At 63.0% G+C, this 22,461-nt stretch carries 24 protein-coding genes and 1 riboswitch; of the genes, 12 read left to right on the top strand and 12 right to left on the bottom strand.

The window, feature by feature from the left end; genetic code table 11:
• Window positions 1–18 precede the first annotated feature (18 nt).
• The 5 genes from V7R84_RS03980 to V7R84_RS03960 form a co-directional block, all read right to left on the bottom strand.
• Window positions 19–2,142, bottom strand: a complete 2,124-nt coding sequence (locus tag V7R84_RS03980) for an MMPL family transporter (RefSeq protein ID WP_338572272.1) — start codon at window positions 2,140–2,142, stop codon at window positions 19–21.
• A gap of 27 nt (window positions 2,143–2,169) precedes the next feature.
• Entirely contained in the window at window positions 2,170–3,591 is a 1,422-nt protein-coding gene (gene glnA / locus V7R84_RS03975) for a type I glutamate--ammonia ligase (RefSeq protein WP_338572269.1), read from the bottom strand.
• A gap of 153 nt (window positions 3,592–3,744) precedes the next feature.
• Complete coding sequence (locus tag V7R84_RS03970) at window positions 3,745–4,332, bottom strand: TetR family transcriptional regulator (RefSeq protein WP_338572268.1); 588 nt, start codon at window positions 4,330–4,332, stop codon at window positions 3,745–3,747.
• Between the two features lie 4 nt (window positions 4,333–4,336).
• Complete coding sequence (locus tag V7R84_RS03965; protein WP_338572267.1) at window positions 4,337–5,110, bottom strand: ABC transporter permease; 774 nt, start codon at window positions 5,108–5,110, stop codon at window positions 4,337–4,339.
• Window positions 5,107–5,835, bottom strand: a complete 729-nt coding sequence (locus tag V7R84_RS03960) for an ABC transporter ATP-binding protein (RefSeq protein WP_338572265.1) — start codon at window positions 5,833–5,835, stop codon at window positions 5,107–5,109. The genes V7R84_RS03965 and V7R84_RS03960 overlap by 4 nt, the downstream gene beginning before the upstream one ends.
• Window positions 5,836–6,427: 592 nt before the next feature.
• Between V7R84_RS03960 and V7R84_RS03955 the strand changes: the two genes are divergently transcribed.
• A complete protein-coding gene (locus tag V7R84_RS03955; RefSeq protein ID WP_338572264.1) occupies window positions 6,428–6,883 on the top strand; it encodes a hypothetical protein in 456 nt (151 codons plus the stop codon).
• 5 nt (window positions 6,884–6,888) lie between these two features.
• Window positions 6,889–7,131 (top strand): hypothetical protein, encoded by a 243-nt coding sequence (locus tag V7R84_RS03950; protein WP_338572262.1) that lies wholly within the window; start codon window positions 6,889–6,891, stop codon window positions 7,129–7,131.
• A gap of 187 nt (window positions 7,132–7,318) precedes the next feature.
• Here the strand turns inward: V7R84_RS03950 and V7R84_RS03945 are convergent, their stop codons facing one another.
• Window positions 7,319–7,549 (bottom strand): sulfurtransferase TusA family protein, encoded by a 231-nt coding sequence (locus V7R84_RS03945; protein WP_338572261.1) that lies wholly within the window; start codon window positions 7,547–7,549, stop codon window positions 7,319–7,321.
• Between the two features lie 26 nt (window positions 7,550–7,575).
• Window positions 7,576–8,667, bottom strand: coding sequence for a YeeE/YedE family protein (locus V7R84_RS03940; protein WP_338572260.1), 1,092 nt, complete (start codon window positions 8,665–8,667; stop codon window positions 7,576–7,578).
• Between the two features lie 498 nt (window positions 8,668–9,165).
• On the opposite strand from V7R84_RS03940, the gene V7R84_RS03935 reads away from it, so the two are divergent.
• From V7R84_RS03935 to V7R84_RS03925, 3 genes are all read left to right on the top strand, one after another.
• Complete coding sequence (locus V7R84_RS03935; protein WP_338572258.1) at window positions 9,166–9,543, top strand: hypothetical protein; 378 nt, start codon at window positions 9,166–9,168, stop codon at window positions 9,541–9,543.
• Window positions 9,544–9,647: 104 nt separating this feature from the next.
• The gene (locus V7R84_RS03930; protein ID WP_338572256.1) at window positions 9,648–10,151 is read left to right on the top strand and encodes a hypothetical protein; all 504 of its coding nucleotides are present in this window, start codon (window positions 9,648–9,650) and stop codon (window positions 10,149–10,151) included.
• Window positions 10,152–10,216: 65 nt separating this feature from the next.
• On the top strand, window positions 10,217–10,780 hold the full coding sequence (locus V7R84_RS03925; protein ID WP_338572254.1) for a GNAT family N-acetyltransferase: 564 nt from the start codon (window positions 10,217–10,219) through the stop codon (window positions 10,778–10,780).
• An 8-nt stretch (window positions 10,781–10,788) separates the two neighbouring features.
• Here the strand turns inward: V7R84_RS03925 and V7R84_RS03920 are convergent, their stop codons facing one another.
• The 4 genes from V7R84_RS03920 to lipB all read right to left on the bottom strand — a co-directional run bounded on the left by V7R84_RS03920 (window position 10,789) and on the right by lipB (window position 15,115).
• Window positions 10,789–12,549 (bottom strand): ABC-F family ATP-binding cassette domain-containing protein, encoded by a 1,761-nt coding sequence (locus tag V7R84_RS03920; RefSeq protein ID WP_338572252.1) that lies wholly within the window; start codon window positions 12,547–12,549, stop codon window positions 10,789–10,791.
• A gap of 84 nt (window positions 12,550–12,633) precedes the next feature.
• Window positions 12,634–13,440, bottom strand: a complete 807-nt coding sequence (locus tag V7R84_RS03915; protein ID WP_338572249.1) for a DUF4191 domain-containing protein — start codon at window positions 13,438–13,440, stop codon at window positions 12,634–12,636.
• Complete coding sequence (locus V7R84_RS03910; protein ID WP_338572246.1) at window positions 13,437–14,390, bottom strand: lipoyl synthase; 954 nt, start codon at window positions 14,388–14,390, stop codon at window positions 13,437–13,439. The genes V7R84_RS03915 and V7R84_RS03910 overlap by 4 nt, the downstream gene beginning before the upstream one ends.
• Window positions 14,391–14,431: 41 nt before the next feature.
• The gene (gene lipB, locus V7R84_RS03905; protein WP_412728083.1) at window positions 14,432–15,115 is read right to left on the bottom strand and encodes a lipoyl(octanoyl) transferase LipB; all 684 of its coding nucleotides are present in this window, start codon (window positions 15,113–15,115) and stop codon (window positions 14,432–14,434) included.
• A gap of 56 nt (window positions 15,116–15,171) precedes the next feature.
• Between lipB and V7R84_RS03900 the strand changes: the two genes are divergently transcribed.
• From V7R84_RS03900 to V7R84_RS03870, 7 genes are all read left to right on the top strand, one after another.
• Window positions 15,172–16,302, top strand: coding sequence for a nitrite reductase (locus V7R84_RS03900; RefSeq protein ID WP_338572242.1), 1,131 nt, complete (start codon window positions 15,172–15,174; stop codon window positions 16,300–16,302).
• 5 nt (window positions 16,303–16,307) lie between these two features.
• Window positions 16,308–16,958, top strand: a complete 651-nt coding sequence (locus tag V7R84_RS03895) for a precorrin-8X methylmutase (RefSeq protein WP_338572240.1) — start codon at window positions 16,308–16,310, stop codon at window positions 16,956–16,958.
• Window positions 16,955–18,457 carry a precorrin-3B C(17)-methyltransferase gene (cobJ, locus tag V7R84_RS03890; protein ID WP_338572238.1) on the top strand — a complete coding sequence of 501 codons (1,503 nt, stop codon included), beginning with the start codon at window positions 16,955–16,957 and terminating at the stop codon, window positions 18,455–18,457. The genes V7R84_RS03895 and cobJ overlap by 4 nt, the downstream gene beginning before the upstream one ends.
• Window positions 18,435–18,567: riboswitch (cobalamin riboswitch) on the top strand. It overlaps the preceding gene by 23 nt.
• Before the next feature lie 31 nt (window positions 18,568–18,598).
• Window positions 18,599–19,276, top strand: a complete 678-nt coding sequence (locus tag V7R84_RS03885) for an energy-coupling factor ABC transporter permease (protein WP_338572236.1) — start codon at window positions 18,599–18,601, stop codon at window positions 19,274–19,276.
• A complete protein-coding gene (locus V7R84_RS03880) occupies window positions 19,273–19,587 on the top strand; it encodes an energy-coupling factor ABC transporter substrate-binding protein (RefSeq protein WP_338572235.1) in 315 nt (104 codons plus the stop codon). Before V7R84_RS03885 ends, V7R84_RS03880 begins: the two co-directional genes overlap by 4 nt.
• Entirely contained in the window at window positions 19,577–20,335 is a 759-nt protein-coding gene (gene cbiQ, locus V7R84_RS03875; RefSeq protein WP_338572234.1) for a cobalt ECF transporter T component CbiQ, read from the top strand. Before V7R84_RS03880 ends, cbiQ begins: the two co-directional genes overlap by 11 nt.
• Entirely contained in the window at window positions 20,332–21,132 is an 801-nt protein-coding gene (locus V7R84_RS03870; protein WP_338573815.1) for an energy-coupling factor ABC transporter ATP-binding protein, read from the top strand. The genes cbiQ and V7R84_RS03870 overlap by 4 nt, the downstream gene beginning before the upstream one ends.
• A gap of 425 nt (window positions 21,133–21,557) precedes the next feature.
• Here the strand turns inward: V7R84_RS03870 and V7R84_RS03865 are convergent, their stop codons facing one another.
• The gene (locus tag V7R84_RS03865) at window positions 21,558–22,106 is read right to left on the bottom strand and encodes a DUF1707 and DUF4870 domain-containing protein (protein ID WP_338572231.1); all 549 of its coding nucleotides are present in this window, start codon (window positions 22,104–22,106) and stop codon (window positions 21,558–21,560) included.
• Window positions 22,107–22,461: the final 355 nt, after the last annotated feature.

The raw sequence follows: 22,461 nt of genomic DNA, 5'->3' as shown, positions 1-22,461 counted from the left end.
CTTCCGTACAAGGAGCGGTCAGGGCCGGTTCTTGAGCAATCGGGATGGCCACCACACCGTGGGGCCGATGTCCTGGACCAGGGCGGGAACCAACAGGGTGCGTACGACGAAGGTGTCTAGCAGCACCCCGAAGGAGACGATGAAGGCGATTTGCAGCAGGAACAGGATCGGGAGGACGGCCAGTGCGGCGAAAGTTGCCGCTAGCACCAGGCCGGCTGAGGTAATGACCCCGCCCGTGACTGCCAGTCCGCGCAACATGCCCTCGCGTGTTCCATTCGCCAGTGCCTCCTCGCGCACCCGTGTCATGAGGAAAATGTTGTAGTCGATTCCCAGGGCCACCAGGAAGACGAACCCGTACAGCGGAACCGAGGGATCTGCTCCCGGGAGGTTCAGTATGTGATTGAACACGACGGCAGCCACCCCCATTGCGGTCCCGAAGCTGAGGGCCGTGGTCGCCACCAGCAGTACAGGTGTCAGCAGGCTGCGCAGCAGCAGGACGAGGATGACCAGGATTACCGTGAGAACCAGAGGAATGATGAGGGCCCTGTCGTGCTCCGTTGTAGTCCGGGTGTCCAGATCGGTGGCGGTGGCGCCTCCGATGCGTGCGGTTCCGGACAGCTCTGTCCGCAACTCGCGGACGATGTCGATGGCCTCGTCGCTGTCGGCGGTGGCGGTCAGGGTGGCCAGCAGCATGACCTCGCCGTTGTCCACGGTGGGAGCCAGGGGTGGTGTCCCTGGCCGTCCTACAGGCTGGATTCCCGCCTTCGTGACGGGCGCGGAACCCGAGGGCGAGGCCTTCGAGACGACGCTGACAGAGGCCACCCCGTCGTTGTCCAGCAGCTGGGTTGCTACTGATTGCAGAGTGTTCTCAGCGGTCAAGACATAGGCGGGTGAGCCGGCCCCACCCGGGAAGTGGTGCGCCAACTTTTCCTGGCCTGTTCGGGCGTCGGAGGATCCCAGTACGAAGCTGCTGATGGGAACTCCGTCGGCTTTGAGGGTGGGAACGAAGGCGGCGCCGATGCCCAACAAGATGACGCAGGCAATCCACACGGCGCGGGGACGCTTGGAAACGAACCGACCGGTTCTCGCGTACACACCGGTGTGGGTCTGTTCCTCATCCGTGCGGTCAGGATCGAAACGTGGCATCCGGGGCCAGTACGAGGCTCGGCCCAGCAGGTGGGTGAGGCTTGGGAGCAGGGTCAGGGAGGCAAGCACCGCAAAAGCCACACCTATGGCAGCCACCGGTCCCAAAGAGCGATTGGAACCCAGATCGCTGAGCAACAGGCACAACAAGCCGGCGATCACGGTGCCGCCGGAAGCGAGGATCGGCTCCAGGACACCGCGCAAAGCGGCCCGGGTGGCTTCCGTTCTCGATTCGTGACGTCGTAGCTCCTCCAGGTACCGGGCCGTGTACAGCAAGGAGTAGTCCGTGGCCGCGCCTATCACCAGAATGAAGAGGATCCCCTGGGTTTGTCCTGTGATGGTCAGTACCCCCCATTTGGCTAGCCACCAGTTGGCCAGGAGGGCGACAGCGAGGGCGAAGACGCTCGTCAACAACACCACGAAGGGGAGGAGTACGGCTCTGTAGACGAGCACCAGGATCACCAGCACCAGGCTGAGGGTCACGAGCAGCAGCAGGCCGTCGATCCCGCTGAAGGCCCGCGAGAGATCGCTGGTAAAACCAGCCGGGCCCGTCACGTGGAATTCCGTTCCTGCGAGGTCATGCGCTGCGATCGCATCCCGGATGGAGTTGACGGTTCTGGAGACGTTCGCCGTCGCGTCCACCCCGATGAATACCTGGGCTGCCATGGAATCCTCGGATGTGATCGGTGGCGAGACAGCAGCCACCCCCTCCATGGTCCCCAGGTCCTGCCCGAGGGCCATGATGGCCCGCGTCTGAACCTCCGTCAGAGGACTCTCCCCGGTGAACACTGCGATGGCAGGGATCTGATCGTTGCCCACGAAATCGCGATACCTATTCCCGACGACGGTCGCCTCCGCGTTGGTTGGAAGGAAGCTCGCCTGGTCATTGCGCGCAACCTCGCTGACCTTTCCGAAGAACGGGCCGCCGATCCCACCTGCCAGCAGCCAGCACAGGATCAAAACGATTGGGGTGACGAAACGAGCTGTTCTGGCCTTCACCGGAGTGAGCCTACGTTTCCTGGAAGTTCAGAGGGCGTAGTAGAGCTCGAATTCGTGTGGATGTGGCCGAACGGCAATGGCCTGGATCTCGGCGCGCTTGAGCCCCACCCAGGTATCGATCAGATCGGGTGTGAAGACATCGCCTGCCAACAGGAACTCGTGATCCGCCTCCAGGGCATCCAGTACTGCGCTCAGGCTGGCTGGCACGGTGGGGACCTCGGCATGCTCCTCGGGGGGCAACTCGTAGAGGTCCTTGTCGATGGGGGTGGGAGGCTCGATGCGGTTCTGGATGCCGTCCAGTCCTGCCAGCAGGATGGCGGCGAAGGCCAGGTAGGGGTTGCTCGATGGATCTGGGCAACGGAATTCGATGCGCTTGGCCTTCGGATTGGCGCCGGTGATCGGGATACGGATGCAGGCGGAACGGTTGCGCTGCGAGTACACCAAGTTGACGGGGGCCTCGAAGCCGGGAACCAACCGGTGGAAAGAGTTGACGCTCGGGTTGGTGAAAGCCAGCAATGCGGGGGCATGCCTGAGGATGCCACCGATGTACCAGCGGGCCATATCCGACAGACCTGCGTAGCCGTTCTCGTCGTAGAACAAGGGTTTTCCGTCGTTCCACAGCGAGGAGTGGACGTGCATCCCGGAGCCGTTGTCCCCGAAGATCGGCTTCGGCATGAAGGTGGCGGTCTTGCCTGCTTCCCAGGCGGTGTTCTTGACGAGATACTTGAACTTCATCACGTCGTCGGCGGATTTCAGCATGGTGTCGAATCGCCAGTTGATCTCGGCCTGACCTGCGGTGCCGCACTCGTGGTGGGCGCGCTCGACCACCAGGCCTGCGTTCTCCATGTGGCGGACGATGTCGTCACGCAGGTCGCCGAAGTGGTCGACCGGGGCCACGGGGAAGTAGCCGCCCTTGTACTTGACCTTGTAGCCCCGGTTGCCGCCGTCCTGCACGCGACCGGAGTTCCAGGCCCCCGCCTCGGAGTCGATGTGGTAGTAGGAGGCGTTGGGGGTGGAGTCGAAGCGGATGTCGTCGAAGACATAGAACTCGGCCTCGGGGGCGAAGAAGGCGGTTTCCGCGATGCCCGTGGAGATCAGGTAGGCCTCGGCCTTGCGGGCGATGTTGCGCGGGTCGCGGGAGTAGGGCTCCTTCGTGAGGGGGTCGTGGACGAAGAAGTTGATGTTGAGAGTCCTCGACTTGCGGAACGGATCGACGAAAGCGCTGGTCGGGTCAGGGAGCAGCGTCATGTCCGATTCGTGGATCTTCTGGAAACCAGCGATCGAGGAACCGTCGAAACTCAGGCCCTCGGTGAAAACCTCAGGGCCGAAGGAGCCGGCCGGGACGGTGAAGTGCTGCATCACGCCCGGCAGGTCGCAGAAGCGGCAGTCGATTGTCTCGATGCCCTCCTCCTTGACGAAGGCCAGGAGCTCCTCGGCGCTTGTGAACATGAACCCTCCAGTTGAGTTGTGAACTGGGACTACCCTAGGGGTCCCAGATTGCTCAGATCTTCCGTCATCGTAACGGTGGTGTTACACCATGCAGAGTCGGCATGACCGCTCCATGTCAGGAATCATCCCTGGTGACAGGGGTGACGGCAGTATTCACAGCGAGTCCTTGTGTAGTGATCCCGTGATGTAGTGCTGGAGCACGGGTCCGATCAAGTCGGCGACTTCGTCGCTGGAAAGGCTCGCCAGCGGTTCGATGCCGACGATGTGGCGCGCGATCACCAGTCCTGACATCTGGGATCCGATCAGGGAGGCCCGGAGTCGTCGTTCCGTTTCGGGACCTTTGATGTGGGAGAGGAATCTGTTGAGCAGGGAGCGTGTGACGAATTCGCGCAGCATCCCCTCGTGGCCCACCAGGACCCGCCGTACCACCGCCTTCAGAGCGGGGGCAGCGGGTGAGGTCCAGACCTTGTCGGCGGCCCGCACCAGCTGCCGTCCCCAGTCCTCGGGCGATTCCGAGACGACCAGTGCCTCCAGCTGCTCCGGGCGGATGGCGGCGTTCAGTACCGCCTGGAACAGACCCTCCTTCGAACCGAAGTAGTGGTGGATCAGAGCGGCGTCGACCCCGGCTTCCTTGGCGATGGCGCGAGTACTGACCGTCTCGAAGGATCGGGACGCGAACAGTCTCGCGGCAGCCTGCTGGATGCGTAGCTTGGTGCGCTCCGACTTCGAACCCCCGGGCAAGCGATCACCTCGTCTTTCTCGGCATGGAGGCCGCGGCGATGAGCAGGGCGGCGACGATCACCCCGGCCAGGGCGGCGAACCGCCACCAGCTGTCCGAGCCTAGCTCCGGATTGGCCAACACGTCGCGCACGACATCGACCGCCCACGTCATCGGCAACCAGTTCGCGATGGCCTCCAAAACGTCTGGGAGCTGTTCCTTCGGGACGAACAGGCCACAGAGAAAAACCTGCGGGGTGATGAAGACCGGCATGAATTGCACCGCCTGGAACTCGGTCCGGGCGAAGGCCGAGGCCAGTAGGCCGAAGGCCACCCCGATCACCGCCCCCAGGAAGGACAGCAGGAGCAGAGCCCAGGCCGGGCCGCTCAGCTCGATTCCCAGCGGACCCAGCAGCAGGACCACCAGGATGCTGCTCTGCAGCACCGCGAGCAGGCCGAACACGCAGGCGTAGGAGACCAGCAGGTTCAAGCGCGTCAGGGGAGTGGTGAAGATCCGCTCCAAGGTCCCGGAGACGCGCTCTCGAAGCATGATCACCGAGGTGACGATGAACATCATGAACATCGGCAACACAGCCAGCATGATCGGGCCGGTCGTGTCGAAGACGCGGGATTGCCCGGGTGGCGTCGGTAGGTCGCAGAAGACGTAATAGAGCAGGGTCAACAGCAGGGGCGGAATCAGGAGGATCAAGGCGATGGCACGCGGGTCGCCCTTCAGCTGCGCCGCGATCCGGGCCACCGTGGCGAACGGTACCGATCGTGCGATGGCATGGGTGGTCATCATGCCGCCTCCTCGATCAGGGCCACGAAAGCATCCTCGGGAGTACTAGTTTTCGTTCTACGCTGGAGAACTGCCACAGGTTCGTGGGCCAGGAACCATCCGTCCCGCATGAACAACACGGAATCACAGCGAGTTGCCTCGTCCATGACGTGGCTGGACACCAGCAGCGTGGTTCCCTGGCTGGCAAGGTCGCGGAACAATTCCCACAAGGCCTGCCTGGTCAGGGGATCCAGGCCCACCGTCGGTTCGTCGAGGATCAACACCTCCGGATCGCCCACTAGTGCGCAGGCCAGGGAAGCCCTGCTCGCCTGACCCCCGGACAGCTGATCAATGCGGCGGTGCTCCAGGCCGTCCAGCTGCGCCCTTTCGATAGCTCGGCGCGCCGAGTCGCGTCCGGCTGCCAGCAGGCGTGCGAAATACGTGGTGTTGGCCAGCAGGGAAGCATCGGTGTAGATGCTCACGGCCTGTGAGGTGTATGCCACCCGGTGACGCAACCTCGGATGCCCGGCCGGCAGGCCCAGCAACGTTGCCGAGCCCGCGGTGATGCGCTGTACTCCCATGAGGGTGCGCATCAGGGTGGTTTTCCCGCAGCCCGAGGGACCCAGCAACCCCGTGACGGAGCCGCGGGGCAGGGAGAAGGAGACCTCGTGGAGGATCTCGTTGCGGCCGCGCCTGACGACGAGGCCGGACGCGGATACTGCTGATTCATCAAATGATGAGTTCATCATTTGATGAATCATACATGCGTCGGTCCGGATGGGCGATGGGTGCGAGAAGCGATCCGCCGACCTGTGCAGGATTGGTGGGCCGGGGCCGGGGCCGGTGGTTGGTGACGGTGACGCTCAACCGACCTCGGTCATACGAGTCCCGGGATGCGGTTACTGTGGTTTCGACGCGGCCAGCTTGCGCAGTGAGTAACCCGGCTTAGCCGCTCTCTACCTTTGTGCTCTGATGGGGCATTGTGTTGGCCGATGACGTGCTTGTGGATGAGTTTCCCGGTCGCGATTGCTTCCGGTCGTTCCTGTCTAAGTATTTCGGGGAAACTGAGCTGGCTTAGTGGTGCTGAATTATTCAATAAAAGATGTGTGGGGAGGACCCTGTCGGCGTCTCTTGACCGACGTCGAGACGGCGACGTAGTGTGGTGCGAACTGGGCGCTTCATAATCGATGAGCCCATTCGTAACCTTGCAGACCGGAGGTCGAAAATGAAGTCGATTCCCCCGTATTCCTCAGGCTCGTCTCAGTGGTGATGGTGGTGCTTCCTGCTCATGCGGATTCTGACAGCAGCACGCCTACGCCTGTCTCGGTATCCAGCACGCTGGTGAAGGACCCTGCGCAGATCGCGGAGATCGCTAACACCCTACAGAAGAGCGATGCCCTGATGGCGACCTTCGAGAATGCTCCCAGCGAAGAGGTCACCACTCAGTGGCTTGAGACCTTCGCATCCGTCATGACCCGCGACCAGGCGCAGCGGTTTGTCGAGGTCACCGCCGGCAAGCACTTCGAGGTTATCGGCACCCAGGATGACGGACAACCCTCGGTGGCGCTGGTTGACGGCGCACCCAGGAGCGAATCCAACGCGGAGTCCTGCTGCAGGTGCTGGCAAGCGCGTGTGGCCTTCTGGGCCTGGTGGGCTGGAACGAACCTCCTCTGTGTTGGTGCCGCAGGTGCTGCTGGAGTCGTTTCCGGCCCCGGCGGCGTTATCACGGGAGTCGTGTGCAGCGGTGTGTTTCACGAGATCGGAAATCTGCCGGACTTCGACAACGCCTGCACGTGATCGCAATGAGACGTTTCATCGTTAGTCCGGCAGGTCTTGGTGTCTTCACAGCGCTGATCATCGGGCTTTACCTGTGGAGCTCAACGTTACTGAGACAGGATTTCGCGCTACCGTGGTGGCGGATCATGATTGACCCGATTCCCATCGCACTGGCAGTTGGAATCGGAACATACCTGCGTGACAAATATTTTGATTCCGGGAAATCAGTCAATGCTGAAAGGGGCCCGAAGACCGAAGATGATGACTGAGTCATGACCGCAGACGCGTCACCGGTTCGGGACGACACCACGAAGCGTCAAGCGATTCCCCCTGTTTCTGGTGACGAGAGCCTCATCACGGACTTCCCTGCAGGGAATGCGGAAGCCTGGCTAGGCGCATGTGGAATTGAGAGATGCAGGAGCCGGCCAACAGCGAGGTGGGCCGGCTCCTGTGAGGTCAGGGTTTGGTGACTGTGATGGTCCATCCCGCCTCACCAACGCGTTCGAAGGCCGTCACTGGATAGCCGTTTTCGGCAGCCCAACGCGGAATTGCCTCTGTGGCCTGGGTGCAGTCGAAGTTGATCCGTAGCTGATCGCCGCTGGGGATTTTCTCGATGGCAATCTTGGCCTCTGCCAAGGGGAACGGGCAGACCTCGCCCGCGGTCTCCAACGTATGAATGGTGGACATGATTCTCCTTGTGTTGTGGTGGGTGGTCAGATTGTTGTAGGTGCAGCGGCGGGAGAGGAAATATCAGATGCCAGCCTTTTCTGGCGTGGCCTGAGGAACAGCTTCGCGGCTACCCCGACCCCGGCGAAGAATCCAGCGAAGGAGAGAAAACCGTTAAGACTGAGCTCGGCTGAACCAACGAGGGAGCCTCCGATGGTGCACCCGCCCGCCAGGCTTGCTCCGATGCCCATAGCCAGTCCGCCGAGCAGCGCCTTGACCAGGGTGCCGGTATCCGGGACGCGGAGCCGAAACTCTCCGGAAGCTTTCGCGGCGATGTAGGAACCGATGATGATGCCCACCACCAGCAGTGTTCCCCAGTTGGTCAGTTCGGACAGGTCTCCAGCGATGAGTCCGTGGGCAAGGTTCGCTGAGGGAGTGGTGATCCCCAAACCGGATTCTCGCCCAGTCGAGTAGCTCAAGGGGTACGCCAAAGTTGCGATTACTCCGATGAGTATTGCCGAAACGAATGGATGCCATGGCTTCTCGAACAGCAGATGAGCCAGGCCGGTTCGTAGCGGGGGCAGGGAAGCGACCTTCAGATTTCGCTCTGCGCGGAGATGTCGCCATGTGAGCCATGAGACGCCTCCGGTCAAGGCGAATACGAAGAGCCACGGAGTCACATCCAGGGCTCCGTGCAGGGTGGTCAAGCCGGTGTTATTCGCGTTCTGCAGCCCATCGTTGACGGGGCGCAGGACACCCTTTTTCATCATGGCAGCCGAGACTGCGTAGGTGATCAGGGCCAGCCAGGAGCCGATCAACCCTTCCCCGGCGCGATAGTAGGTTCCGGTGGCGCAACCACCGGCGAGGATGATTCCAGCTCCGAAGATCAGGGAGCCGATCGTGGTTGCCAGGGGAGTCAGCGGGGTGTCGGAGTCCTTCACCAGGTTGAACTGCAACAGGGTGAAGAAACCGATAGACGACACTGCGATGGCGATCAGATATGCGGTGAGCCAGCGAGTGCGACCCGAGGTCCAGACCTCACGGAAGGCGCCGGTGACGCAAAAACGGCCGCGTTGGAGAATGAAACCCAGCAGTGCTCCCAGGAGTAACCCGGAGCCATGGGTGATGAGTGTAGACATGTTCATTCCTGAATCGGGAAAAGTTCTGGGGTCGCCTGAAAAGGCGGCGAATCAAGGAAAAGGCCTCAAATCCTCGAGACCGACCGAGGGCGAGACAACGTTAGAAGCGACAGGTCATAGCGGCGGTGCGCTGAAGATCCAGGTGCAGACGCACGGTCAGGAGGAAACCGGTGACAACACCGGGTCCGAACGTGGACCGGTTCATCGTGTGTCCTCCTTTCTGATCCTGATCCACTTTAGGGCATATCGGCCATTTGTGGGCTCGGCTCGGGATGGTGTGTCGATACTAGTGCCCTCAACCTTTCGGCGAATACAGTGAGCTGCGTTGAGTAAGACCCTGCTGTTCGGGCCCGATACCTTCAATTTTGCTGAGGTCACCCGCTGCATGGATGTGGCCCGCTGGCTTCACGGGGTTCGGTGCATCTTCGCGGATATTCGCAGCGTTTCTCGTCCCCGATCGAGAAAGCAGGGTTCGAGTACCGGGCTTTGACTCCTGAAATGACCGATTCCGAGATTGGCATGGCAATGGATCTCGATCATGGGCGTGGTTTCCGCTATCCGTTCATGGTCCCGATGGTCCGGCGACGGGTGGTCAGCGCGCGGGCCCTGATCCAGAAGCAGAAGGTCGATGCAGTGGTGATCGGCACCACGCCGAGTCAGTTGATATCCGCGCGTGTCGAGAAGGCGTCGTTGTTCTGCGTCAAGCCTTTCGCCTACTTGATGCCGCACATGGCCCAGATGCGTCGCACTGGATTCCTGCTCAGAGAAACGACGGTGCAACGGCTCATCGACGAGAGCGCCGTCCGGTTTTTTCGGAACCTTGTGGTGAGGCTGTTGCCGACGCCGAGGGGGTTCCGGTCGACTGGGCGGGGGTGAGGTGTCACGCTCGCTGATCCATGTCGTCGAGGACAATGTCAACCTGCTGGCCTCCCCGTCCGAGTTGATTCCGGCCTGGTGCGCTCTGCCCGAGAAGAAATTACGTGGCAATGGGGCCGGTCTATGCCCAGCTGCAGGTACCGGTTGCGGAGGATCTCCGGAACATCCGGGAACGTGGTCGTTTGGCTGTCCTGGTGGCGATGGGTAGTTCCGCGAATCGGCGTCCCGTGCTGGACGCGTCGCACAGTGCCTCACGTACGGACGTCGAGATCATCTCCCCGAGTGCGGTGTACCTGTCGGATGCGGATCGTGAAACGCTGCCGGGCAAAGTGCACGTCACCGGATGGATTCCGGCCCATCGTCTGGGAGATCTGGTGGACGTCGCGATAACGCATGGTGGGGAGGGAACGGTTCAGAGCAGCTGCTCTAGAGGGATCCTGCTGCAGCTGGAGCAGCGCTACGATGTCATGCGCTGCGTTGCATTCGGCAACGCTCGTCTGGTGAGCAGTAAGAAAGCATCGAGGACTGACTGGGCGAAGCTGGTCGTGCGTCAGCTCGCCGATCGAATGATTGTAGGACGCCGCCGACCGGATGGCGGAATTGTGTGACGGGCTCGATGGCCCGGGCGCTGCGCTGATGTGATACGGAATCACTTGAAGGGCCAGGGATAGGAATGAGGCTTCGTCTGCTAAAGGCCAGTGACACGTCCCGCGTCCTGGATGCATTCACATCAACCGACGACATGGCTCGGCAGGGGCAAGTCAGCGACATGTCGGAGGCGGAGACCTATGTCGCAAGGCTGCTCGCTCCCGATGGTGAACATCTGCCGTTCGCAATGGTGGGAGACAATGATCTGCTTTTCGGGCTCGTTGCCCTGAGCGTCGATTCCAGGAACCGCAACGCGTGGTTCTGGTACTGGACCCATTCCGTGGCGCGGGGACGTGGCTGGACGGGCCGCGCGGCGGTTGCCGTTGCGAACTGGGCCCTGGCGTCAGGCGGACTGCATCGTCTGGAGCTCGGACACCGGGTCAACAACTCCGCTTCCCGGGGAGTGGCGCTCGCTGCGGGATTCGTTCAGGAAGGCGTCGAACGGGAGAAATTCCTGATCGACGGGCAACGAATCGATGTCGTGACCTATGGACGCCTAGCGAGCGATCCCATTCCGCGAACCGAACCGTTGCCGATCATTGCTGCTCCGCGCGGTGGGCGGATGCGACATCGACCGGTGCCCTCATAGGAGGTGAATCACTCGGCCGCCAGCAGCCAGGCTTCTTCTAGTTCGTCCTTGCGAGCCCGGGCGGTCCGCAGGTCCGCATCCAGCGCAGCAAGCTTTTCGAAATCGGTTGCCGCGGTGGTCATGGCTTCGTGAATGCGCTTGATCTCGGAATCCACCTTGGAAAGCTGTGACTCCAGGCGTGCCAACTCCTTCTTCCGGGCGCGTTCGAGTGCAGCATCGGATCGGGGCTTGTCCCCGGTCGGGGGAGCGGGCGCGGGGGAAGAGCTCCTCGTCCCACGACGACGCTCCAGGTATTCCTCCACCCCGCCGGGAAGCAACACGCAAGAGCCGTCACCCAGCAGTGCCCACGAAGCGTCGGTGACGCGCTCCAGAAAGTAGCGATCATGGGAGACGACTATCAGGGTGCCCGGCCAGGTGTCCAGGTAGTCCTCGATCACCGTGAGGGTGTCGATGTCGAGGTCATTGGTCGGTTCGTCGAGGAGCAGGACGTTCGGTTCCTCGAGCAGCAGCCGGAGGAACTGGAGGCGGCGGCGTTCTCCGCCGGACAGGTCGCCGATGCGGGCGACCAGTTTGTCACCGGTGAAACCGAACTCCTCGAGAAGGTTGCTGGCCGATGCCTCCCGACCGGTCGCCAACTTCGTCGCCTGTTTCAGGCGGGTGACGGACTGAAGCACGCGATCCTCATCGTCCAGTTCCCCGACACCCTGCGACAGGTAACCGACCCTGAGCGTGATGCCGCGCTTGATCTTTCCGCCCTGAGGGGATCTCAGGCCTGCCAGCAGATCCAGCAGGGTGCTCTTGCCCGCGCCATTGACGCCCACCAGCCCGATTCGGTCGCCCGGCCCGATGGACCAGGTGAGTCGGTCCAAGAGTGTGCGGTTCTCAACGGCATAGTCGACGTTGATCAGGTCGAAGACATCCTTGCCGAGCCGTGAGGTGGCGAACTTCTCCAGGGCCAGCCGGTCACGTGGTGGGGGCACGTCGCCGATGAGGGCCTCGGCCGCCTCGATGCGGAACTTCGGCTTCGAGGTGCGAGCCGGGGCTCCTCGCCGCAACCACGCCAGTTCTTTACGCGCCAGGTTCCTGCGGCGTGCTTCCGTGGCCGCGGCCTGTCGTTGCCGTTCCACCCGCGCCAGCACATACGCCGCGTAACCGCCGTCATAGGCATCCACCACACCGTCGTGAACCTCCCAGATGCGGGTGCACACCGCATCCAAGAACCAGCGGTCATGGCTAACAACTAGCATTGCTAGCCCCGCTGCGGTGCGGGAGCGCAGGTGGGCGGCGAGGAAGGCGATCGCCTCCACGTCGAGATGGTTGGTGGGCTCATCCAGAACGATCAGGTCGTGGTCGCCGAGCAGCACCTCGACCAGTCCGACCCGCCGCCGTTCGCCACCAGACAGGGTCTCGATGGGACGTTCCAGGTCCACACCGGCCAGCAGTGCCTCGACGATCTCTCGCCGATCCGCCCGGGCCGCATAGGTGTGGTCAGCCGCACCGTCCAGGACCACCTGCCGGATCGTCTCGCCGGGGGATCCGGCTTGATGCTGGCTCAGCACCCCGATGGAGGCGGAGTTCGAGATCGTCACTCGCCCGGAATCGGGGACCAGATCACCTGTCAGGATGCGCAGCAGGGTGGTTTTCCCATCCCCGTTGCGACCGACGACGCCGATCACCTCGCCCGCCCCGATCCCGAGGCTCACCCCATCCAGCAGCACACGAGTGCCGAAGGCGTGCGAGACGGATTCCAGATTGACCAGATTTGCCACGTTCGGAAAGCTACCAGTGAAGACCGGGGGATCGCCTCAACGGATGCTTTCGCAGGCGACCGGTGAGCCGTCTCCCGGGGCGCGTCAACGTCCCCGGATCGCCTGCCGGGCTCCCTTCATGCCTCCCTTGCCGGTGGGCATGGGCCCCTTCGGCATGGGAAGCTTCGGACGCATCGCGTCGAGTGCCCGGAGTCGGTCCTCAACCTCTGTGATCTTCGAGGTGTTCAAGGACTTCGGGAGTTTTTTGATCTCGTCGGCCAGCTGGTCGAGGGGCACCTGTCCGCCGCCCCTGCCGACCACGAAGGTGACTACCTCCACGCCGTAGGCGACCTGCTCGTGTTTCTTCTTCTCAGAGGCGAGCAGGGTCTTGAGGCCCTTGGAGTTTCCTTCGCCGATCAGCACGAGACCACCGGGACCGATGGCGCGATGCACCACGTTCGCGGAGTCGCGGTTGCGGGTGACCGCTACCGCTATGGTGTGTTTCCACTTCTTGCCGAGCATATTCAGCGCCAGTTCGGCGGAGCCCGCCTGCCCCTCGTAGCGGGTGAAGGCTGCGCGCTTGACACGCCGCGTGAACACGAGCAGCGCCACCAGCAGGCCGACGGCGAGACCCAACACACCCCACATGATGGGGGAGTGGAGAACGAAACCGAGGATCAGAATGAGAGCGAACGGCCCGAGGCCAGCGGCGAGCAGGATCCACGGCAGCTTGGGATCCTGTTGTTTCGTAAGTTTGTAGGACTCCGTGATCTGACGGATCTGCCCCCAGTCGGCGGGATTGTCAGAATTCCGGCGGCGCAATTTCTCTGCGCGCGCTTTCTCCTTCTGTTTCCGTGCCTGTTCCTTCTGTCGCTGGGCCAGTTCTTGGGCCCTTTCGCTGCGTGCCATCATTTGACACCCGCCTTCCGCGCGGCCTTCTTGCGTTCCTCCATGGCAGTTCTGTACAGCCTGCCCGCTCGATAGGACGAGCGTACGAGGGGTCCGGACAGCACGCCAGAATAACCGATTTGTTTCGCTTCCTCGGCGAGCTCGTCAAATTCCTCGGGGGGCACCCAGCGGGAGATCGGGTGCAGCGTTGCGTTTGGGCGCAGGTACTGGGTGATGGTGATCAACTCGGTTCCCGCCTCGTGCAGGTCCACCAAGGCTTGGGAGATTTCCTCACGGGTCTCACCCATCCCCAGAATCAGATTCGATTTCGTTACCAGCCCCGCATCCCGGCTCATCCTCAGCACGTCGAGGGAGCGGTCGTAGCGGAAGGCCGGGCGGATGCGTTTGAAGATCCGCGGCACGGTCTCCACGTTGTGGGCGAACACCTCGGGCCGGGTTTCCAGCACCTGGCCCACCAGGTCCGGTTTCGCGGAGAAGTCGGGGGCCAGCATCTCCACCCCGACCCCGGGATTGACTGCGTGGATCTGGCGGATGGTCTCGGCATACAGCCAGGCGCCCTGGTCGGGCAGGTCGTCGCGGCAAACACCGGTGACGGTGGCGTAACGCAGCCCCATCTTCTTCACCGAGGCGGCGACACGCATGGGCTCGGCCGGGTCATAGCCCTCAGGTTTCGCGGATGTGATCTGACAGAAATCGCAGCGTCGGGTGCACTGGTCACCGCCGATCAGGAAGGTGGATTCGCGATCCTCCCAACACTCGAAGATGTTGGGACAGTTCGCCTCGCGGCAGACGGTGTGCAGGTCCGCTGTCTGCACGATCTGCTGCAGATCCTCATAATTCGGGCCTGTGCGGGCGGTGGTGCGGATCCAGCCGGGTTTGCGTTCGATCGGGGTCTCGGCGTTCTTGGCCTCGATGCGGAGCAGGCGACGTCCATCCGGATGTACAGCAGTCACTCAGGGGATGATACCTGCTGAGACGCTGGCCGTGTGGTCCGTCACGCCCCCAGAGGAGCCTCTGAGAAATTCGCGTCGTGAGTGAAGGTCTTCAAATACCTGCGGAGATGGGGTTCCAGGTCGTGGGCGACCGCTGCGACGTTCCATGTCCCCGGCAATTCCTCAGCCAGTGAGGTCACTCCGGCATCGCTGATGCCGCAAGGAACAATGTTTCCGAACGCTTCCTGGTTCGGGAGCACGTTGAGGGCGAAACCGTGCAGGGTGGTCCGTCTGGCAACCCTGATTCCTATGGCGCAGATCTTGCGTTCCTGTCGGCTCCTGGAGGCGGGCAGCCACACCCCGGTCCTGCCGGTGATGCGCTGTCCTTCCAGGCCGTAGCTGCTTAAAAGGTCGATGATTGCGTCCTCGAAACGCCGGATCGGATCCACCACCCCGACGCCAGCGGGCAGGGGCAGGATCGGGTAGCCGGTGAGTTGGCCGGGGCCGTGCCAGGTGATCTTGCCTCCTCGGTCCACGTCCACCACAGGGGTGCCGTCGAAGGGACGTTCCTCGGGTCGTGTGGCCCGTCCCGCCGTGTAGACCGGTTCGTGTTCCAGCAGTATTACGTGCCCAGGTCGTCTTCCAGTCGCGACCTCGGCGTGCACCCGGCGTTGGTAGTCCCAGGATTCCTGGTAGTCGCTGCGGAAGTGGTCGGGCCCCAGGCCGCGGTACTCGAAGGTCAACATCGCGGACATCGTAGTCCCAGATGACACCCTGGGACCGGGCGGGCACAATGGCGGGCATGATCCGAACCGTTGAACGTGACCGTTGCCCCGGCCTCCTCCGTCCCTACCGCACCGTGGACGGAAACATGGTTCGCCTACGGCTACCCGGTGGCTTCGTCCATGCGGATCAGATCGTTGCCGTCGCGAAACTGGCAGCTCGCTACGCAAACTCGGAGATCCAGATCACCAGCCGAAACAACCTCCAGGTGCGCGCCCTGCCCGAACCGGTCCCGGCTGACTTCGTGCGTGACGCTTTCGCCACCGGGCTCATGCCGTCCCCGGCACATGAACGCATCCGCACCGTGGTGTGCTCACCCCTGACCTCCATCGCCCCCGTCAATGCCGACCTCTCCGGGGTCGTGCGTGAACTCGACGCCGCCATCATCGCCGATCCCGAACTGCCGAACCTGCCGGGGCGCTTCCTGTTCGTCTTCGACGACGGCTCCGACGATGTGCTGGGTGAAGCCTTCGATCTGGGCTATCGGGCCCTTCCCGGCGGGCGGGGCGTGGTCTTCGTCGGCGGCTGCGACGAGGCGCGCGAAATCGCGGCTGCCGAGGCCGTTTCGACGCTGATCGAGTTGGCGCACCGCTTCCTGGCTGCTGCCGAGTTCGGGGACAAACCTGCCTGGCATGTGCGTGAACTGGCCAATCCCGCCGCCCTCCTCGAGGGCATCGGGGAAGAAATCGACTTCCAGCGCCCCGCGGCAGAACGCCCCCTCAGGTACGGGGCGCATGCGGGAGCAGCCGTGGTGGGCGTTCCCTTGGGGTTGCTGACCCTGCCTCAGGCCGAGGCGCTGCAACGCGTCGCAGCCGACTGCAGCAAGGGGCGGATCGTGTTCACGCCGTGGCGCGGAGTCGTTATCCCAGGAGCGGCGGATCGTCTCGAAGAATTGGCGGCCGTGGGCCTGATGACGTGCCCCGAATCTGTGTGGATGACGCTCACCGCCTGCTATGGCAAGCCATGCAACAACGCACAGGTCGATACTCGAGCCATTGCGGAGGAGGTGGCCACCGCGCATCCCGCACCGTTCCATCACCTCGTGCACATCTCTGGCTGCGATCGGGTCTGTGGTGAGCCCGGTGGAGAACACGTGGGGCTCATTGCGCCAGCGAATGTCGAGGCCGTTCTGACCGCGGTTGGTAGGTGAGCACAATGGTGAAACGACCTGCGAGACGTTACTCGTATGAGACCAATGGCCCCGCCATCTACGCGGAGTCATTTCGTATCGTCAGGGAAGGGACGGACCTGACAGCCTTCACCCTCGACGAGGCCCGGGTGGTGGTGCGCATGATCCATGCCGCCGGTGACCTCGACCTGCCCAGACACATTGTCTTCCATCCCGATCTGGTGTCCGCAGCACGCGGGGCCCTGCGGGGAGGAGCACCGATTTTCGTCGATGCGAACATGATCAACTCCGGCATTACCCGTAGGCGCCTTCCCGCCGACAACGAGGTGCGCTGTCTTCTGCGTGATCAGCAAGCAGCGGTGCTGGCCGATGAGTGGGGAACCACCCGCTCCGCAGCCGCGGTGTCGCTGTGGGGTGATGACCTGGAGGGCGCGGTGGTCGCCATCGGAAACGCCCCGACTGCGCTGTTCCACCTTCTGGAGCTGATCGCCGACGGCGGGCCGCGTCCCGCGGCGATCATCGGCGTACCTGTCGGGTTCGTCGGATCGGCGGAGTCGAAACAGGCCCTCGCGGATTCCGATGTCGGGGTGCCGTGGCTCGTGGTTCACGGACATCGTGGAGGATCGGCGCTGGCCGCTTCGGCGATCAATGCTCTGGCGAGTGAGTCCGAGCTGTGACCGGAATTCTGTGGGCTGTCGGCGTGGGGCCCGGCGATCCCGAATTGCTCACCGTGAAGGCCGCCCGTCTCATCCGAGAGGCCAGTGCGGTCGCGTGTTTCTCCGGGCCGGGGAAGGAGTCGATTGCCCTACGCATCGCACGGGAACACATCGCCGACACAACTCCTGTGGATATCTTCGAGTACCCCGTGACCACCGGTACCACCGACCACATTCGGGGTTATGACGGGGCCATGGCCGATTTCTACGACGCCTCTGCTGTGCGGCTGAGGGAACTCCTCGAGAACGGTGACGTGGTGCTTCTGGCCGAGGGAGATCCGCTGTTCTTCTCCACGAACATGTATCTGCTGGATCGGTTGAAGGATATGGACTGCAGGGTCGTGCCGGGAGTCACATCCATCCAGGGCGCGACATCGACCGTGGCCACTGCGCTCAGCCGTCACGAGGATGTGGTGACGATTCTCGCGGGCACGATGAGTGAACCGGAACTGGCCTGGCGGCTCGCGCAGACCGATGCGGCAGTGGTCATGAAGCTGGGACGTAACTTTCCAAAGGTGCGTGCTGCACTGATCTCCGCGGGACTGCTGGAGCGAGCAATCTATGTGGAGCGGGCCACGTGGGAGGAGCAGCGGGCGTTGCCGGTTGCCGATGTCGATCCTGCGACGGTTCCCTACTTCGCGATCGTCGTGGTGCCAGGACGGGATCGCCGTGCTGATGACGCGGGGCGACACGTCCCGGACCAGCCCGTGACCGGACCGCGGCGAGCCACTGTTTCGGTGGTGGGGCTCGGGCCCGGACCCGAGAAGTGGCTCAGCCCCGAGGCCCGTGAAGTGCTGGGCGGAGTGCAGCACGTCTTTGGTTACGCGCCCTACGTCAGACGCGTTCCCGCCAGGCCCGGGCTCACCCTGCACCCCTCGGGAAACACCGTGGAGGTGGAGCGGGCGCGGGAAGCACTGGACCTGGCTCTGACGGGTCAGGACGTCGCCATCGTCTCGGGTGGGGATGCGGGTGTGTTCGCCATGGCCGCTGCCACATTCGAGGCAGCCGAGGATCCGTGCTACGCCGAGGTGGAGATCCGGGTAGTGCCCGGCATCACCGCGGCCCAGGCGGCTGCCGCACTGGCAGGGGCCCCACTCGGCGGTGACTTCGCGTGTTTGTCGCTGTCGGATCGGTTGAAGCCCTGGGAGGTCGTCGCGGACCGGCTGCGACACCTGAGCAGGGCAGATGTTGCGGTGGCCATCTACAACCCACGTTCCGTGGCCCGTCCCGACCAGCTCCACGCCGCCAAGGCCGTGCTGCTCGAGGAACGTTCCCCGAAGACCGTGGTGGTGCTGGCCCGCGACGTCGGGCGGGCGGAGGAGTCGTGCACCGTCACCACCCTGGGTGATTTCGATCCGGATTACGTGGACATGAAAACTCTCGTGATCATCGGGTCCTCCCTGACCCGGGTAACTGCTTCCGGCAGAGTGTGGACACCGCGTTTCGTTCCGGTAGGGTGAGGCCCGAAGCGTGGGTTAGTCACGAGGAACCCGGTGGAATTCCGGGACGGTCGCGCCACTGTGAGCCAAACCAGGTGAGTCAGGAACTCGTCCCACGCCCCGTCGCGGAACGCAAGATTCCGCAGAAGGGATGTTTTCGTCATGCATATCGCAGAGGGCTTCCTGCCTCCCCTGCAGGCTGCTGCCTGGTTCGTGGCCTCGGCGCCGTTCGTGGTCCACGGGGCCAGAGCCGTCGTGAGACAGGTGCGCAAGGATCCTGATTCCAAACTCCTGTTGGCAGCTGCCGGCGCCTTCACCTTCGCGCTGTCGGCGGTGAAGCTGCCCTCGGTCACGGGTTCCTCTTCGCACCCGACCGGGACGGGAGCCGGAGCCGTGCTGTTCAAACCTCCGGTCCTGGCTTTCCTCGGCACCATCGTCCTGCTGTTCCAGGCGATCCTGCTGGCGCACGGAGGAGTCACGACCCTCGGGGCGAACGTGTTCTCCATGGCCATCGCGGGCCCGTGGTGTGGCTATCTGATGTGGGTACTGTTCAGGAAGATCAACACGATGGTGGCGGTGTTCCTCGCCATGGCCGTCGCAGACCTCAGCACCTATGTCGTCACGAGCTTCCAGCTGGCCATCGCGTACCCGGGCACCGAAGGCAGTTTCGGAGCCACCCTGATGAAATTCATATCTATTTTCGCCCTGACCCAGATTCCGCTGGCTCTTGCCGAGGGCGTTCTCGGCGTGTTCCTATTCTCCTTCTTGGCCAAGGTGGCATCGCCCGAGTTGTCGAAGCTCGGTGTGCTCTCCCGCAAAGATGTGGAGGTGGCGTCATGAAACTGAACAAGTGGGGAATCATCGCGGGCCTCATCGCCCTGGTGCTGCTGTTCTGCATCCCGTTCTACACCGCTCCCGCCGAATCCGAGTTTGGTGGCACCGACTCGGCCGTGACCGACATCCTGGAGGAGAACGGCGCCGAGCCCTGGTTCAAGCCTGTCGCCCCACCTGCGGGCGATGAGGTCGAGTCGGGTCTGTTCGCCATGCAGGCCGCTCTCGGCTCCGGGATCATGTTCTACTGCCTCGGTCGCATGTCCGGCAGGCGCAAGGCCGAGAAAGAAGCAGCGAGGTCCGCTTCCGTTGAGAATTAGTGGCCTGGACGACGCCGCCTGGGGTAGTCCCTGGCGGGCCGTTCCGGTCGGTCAGAAGGTGGGACTGTCGCTGCTGCTCGTGCTGACGGCGCTGCTGGCTCATCCCTGGCCAACCGCGGTACTCGTCGCTGCGCTGGCCATCGCGGCCCTTGCCGTCGCCAGGATTCCGGCCCGCATGGTGGTCGCCGCCATGACCGCCCCCGCGGTGTTCATTCTTCTGGGAGCGGTCTCGGCGACGTTGACGATTGGCGCTTTTGAGGGACCGGGCTGGCGTTGGGGTTGGCTGGGGATCCGGGAGGCCGACATCGCCTTGGGAATCGGTCTGCTGCTGCGGGCGACGGCCGGGACGCTGGGAGTGCTGGTGCTGGCCATGACCACCCCCATGGTGGATCTGCTCAGCTGGTTGAGGAAACTGCACGTACCGGCCACCCTGATCGAGATTGCCTCTCTCATGTACCGGATGATCTTCACTGCGTGGAACTCGCTGGTTCTGGTACGCCAGGCACAGCAGCAACGACTCGGCGGTACCGGGCCCATGAAGCGACGGTTCGCCGAGACGGGGCAACTGGTTGGTGCGGTCGCTGTACGGACCTGGTTGGCATCTGCACGCCTGACCGATGGTCTGGCCATTCGGGGACACGAATCAACCTTGGCCACCCTGCCATCCCGGCGTGGAAACCGGCATCTTCCGGTCTGGGTGCTGGCAGGGATGATCCTCGTGTGGGGAGTGGCGCTGTGGACACGATGAGAGTGGCGGCGACTGGGATTGTCGCAGGTTTCGATGGGCGCGAGGTGCTGCGGGGCCTGGATGTGGAGGTTCCCGCAGGGGCCAGGATGGCGTTGCTCGGCGCCAACGGCTCGGGCAAGACCACTCTGCTGCGCACCATCGCAGGAGCACACCGGCCATCGGCTGGCCAGGTTTTTCTCGACGGGGAGCCGGTGCGTTTCGACCGTGCAGGGCTCAGGGCACATCGTCGTCGAGTGCAGTTGGTGCTGCAGGATCCGGATTATCAATTGTTCTCCGCGGACGTGCGGCAGGATGTGAGTTTCGGTCCGCTGAACCTCGGGCTGTCCGAGGCTGAAGCGGCCGCGGCTACGGATTCGGCGATATCCGCCATGGGTATTGAGCACCTGGCTGACCGTCCCACCCATCAGCTCAGCTACGGGGAACGGAAACGAGTGGTCATCGCCGGCGCGTTGGCGATGAATGTGGACGTGCTGCTGCTCGACGAGCCGACAGCGGGACTGGATCCCGCAGGCGTGGAGGCTCTGTTGCAGACGCTGGAGGAGATCAATGCGCGGGGCACCACGCTGGTGTTCTCGACACACGAGGTGGACAACGCCCTGGCTTTCGCCACTCACGCCGCTGTGATGACTGATGGGAGGTTGCGGCAGGGCGGACTCGTGGAGCTGCTCAGTGACGCTGAACTCCTGGCGACCGCCCGCCTGCGTCAACCAATCCTGCTGCAGCTGTCCGCGGCGTTGGGGTGGGAAATCCCCGCCACCAGCCTTGAGCACGTCAGGCAGCGCTGGTTCACCGGCTGAAACGAACCCATTGTCGGGTTCACGGGGTCGCTGAGATACCTGCTCGCGATTCCCACATGCGAATCAAAAGAATTTCACAAGAAATGGTTGTTCTCATGAGAAAAATGAAGGAGTTCAAATTAACGTCCTTGGAAATTCCTCGGAAAACCTCCAGGCTCAAGGTCCTGAGAGGAGAAGGGCGCCCAGTCGAGGAACGAAGTGACGTGGATCCTGAACTTGGCCGGATCGATGAGTGCCTCGGGGGACATCTGGCAAACCCCATGTGGCTGCCGGGGCATCTCTTTGACGGAGCTGGGGCTCCGGAGCTCTGGATTCCCGATGCATCTGGGGACTGAATGCGGTACTGATTGACGTCGGAAGTTCGCCGAGTTCGTGGCGCCTGGAGCGAAAAGGATGTCCGGGCGAATTGGTGTTCAAGAAAGAGATCAATACGTGATGGGTCGGAAACCAGTGATCTGGGTCAGAGGATTCTCCCAGTCTTCGCCTCGGCTCGCCTTGACAGCGCTGATGATCGTGAGTGCCAGACACCCCACTGACCACAGGAAAGCCGGAATTCCGAAGCCTATGATGCTCAGAACCATGGCCGCCACGAAGCCCGCGACAGCCAGGAGCTGGTAGTTCAACGCTTTCGCTGCTTCGCGATTGACTGTCGAATTCTTCTTGGTCACCAACCAGGCCAGGCCTGGGCCGATTGGCCCAGAGAACAGCCCGGAAAAGTGAATCAACGCCGCCATGTCACTGGAGGACGTGGCAGGTCGAGAAACGGCTGCGTGTGATTGCGTCGGGGCCAGTGTCTGTGGCGGGGCGGGCAGGTCCGCGACCGCCAGGCGGAGCTGCTGTTGTGAATCTGCCTCGAGAATCAGATCCAACCGATGCTCCAGTTCCGGCTCATTGATGCGTCCTTCGGCGTAGGCGCGCTGAACGATTTCGATGGCTTTCTCTCGAGTGGCGTCACTGATGTTCGACGTGGTCATGTATTCCAGTGTCACGCTGCTGCCGTGAGAGCGCCATTGGGGTCAGCCCCGGTTCAGCCCTGAGAAAACCTGTCACGGGAACCCCTGCCTGATTTCTCGGGCGGTTGAATCCATGGCGGTGCGGAGGCCTTCGTGATTGGGTTCGGCGGGCTGCTCCTTCGAAACTTGGTGGGCTGCTGCTCCGGGGCTGCCTCATTCCCGGGTCAGGGACTCGCTCCGCGACGCCACCTTAACTTTTGGTCAGAGTTTCCCTTTGTTGTCTCCAAGTGGTGGTGTGTGGTTCTAGTGTCGGTGGAATCCCGGGGCGGAGGGGCCGGTTCGGGATTTGTGGCACCAATGGAGGTGTTGTGTGATG

This window comes from Arachnia propionica (assembly GCF_037055325.1).
Taxonomy (GTDB): Bacteria; Actinomycetota; Actinomycetes; order Propionibacteriales; family Propionibacteriaceae; genus Arachnia.
This window is presented reverse-complemented; position numbering and strand designations above follow the sequence as displayed.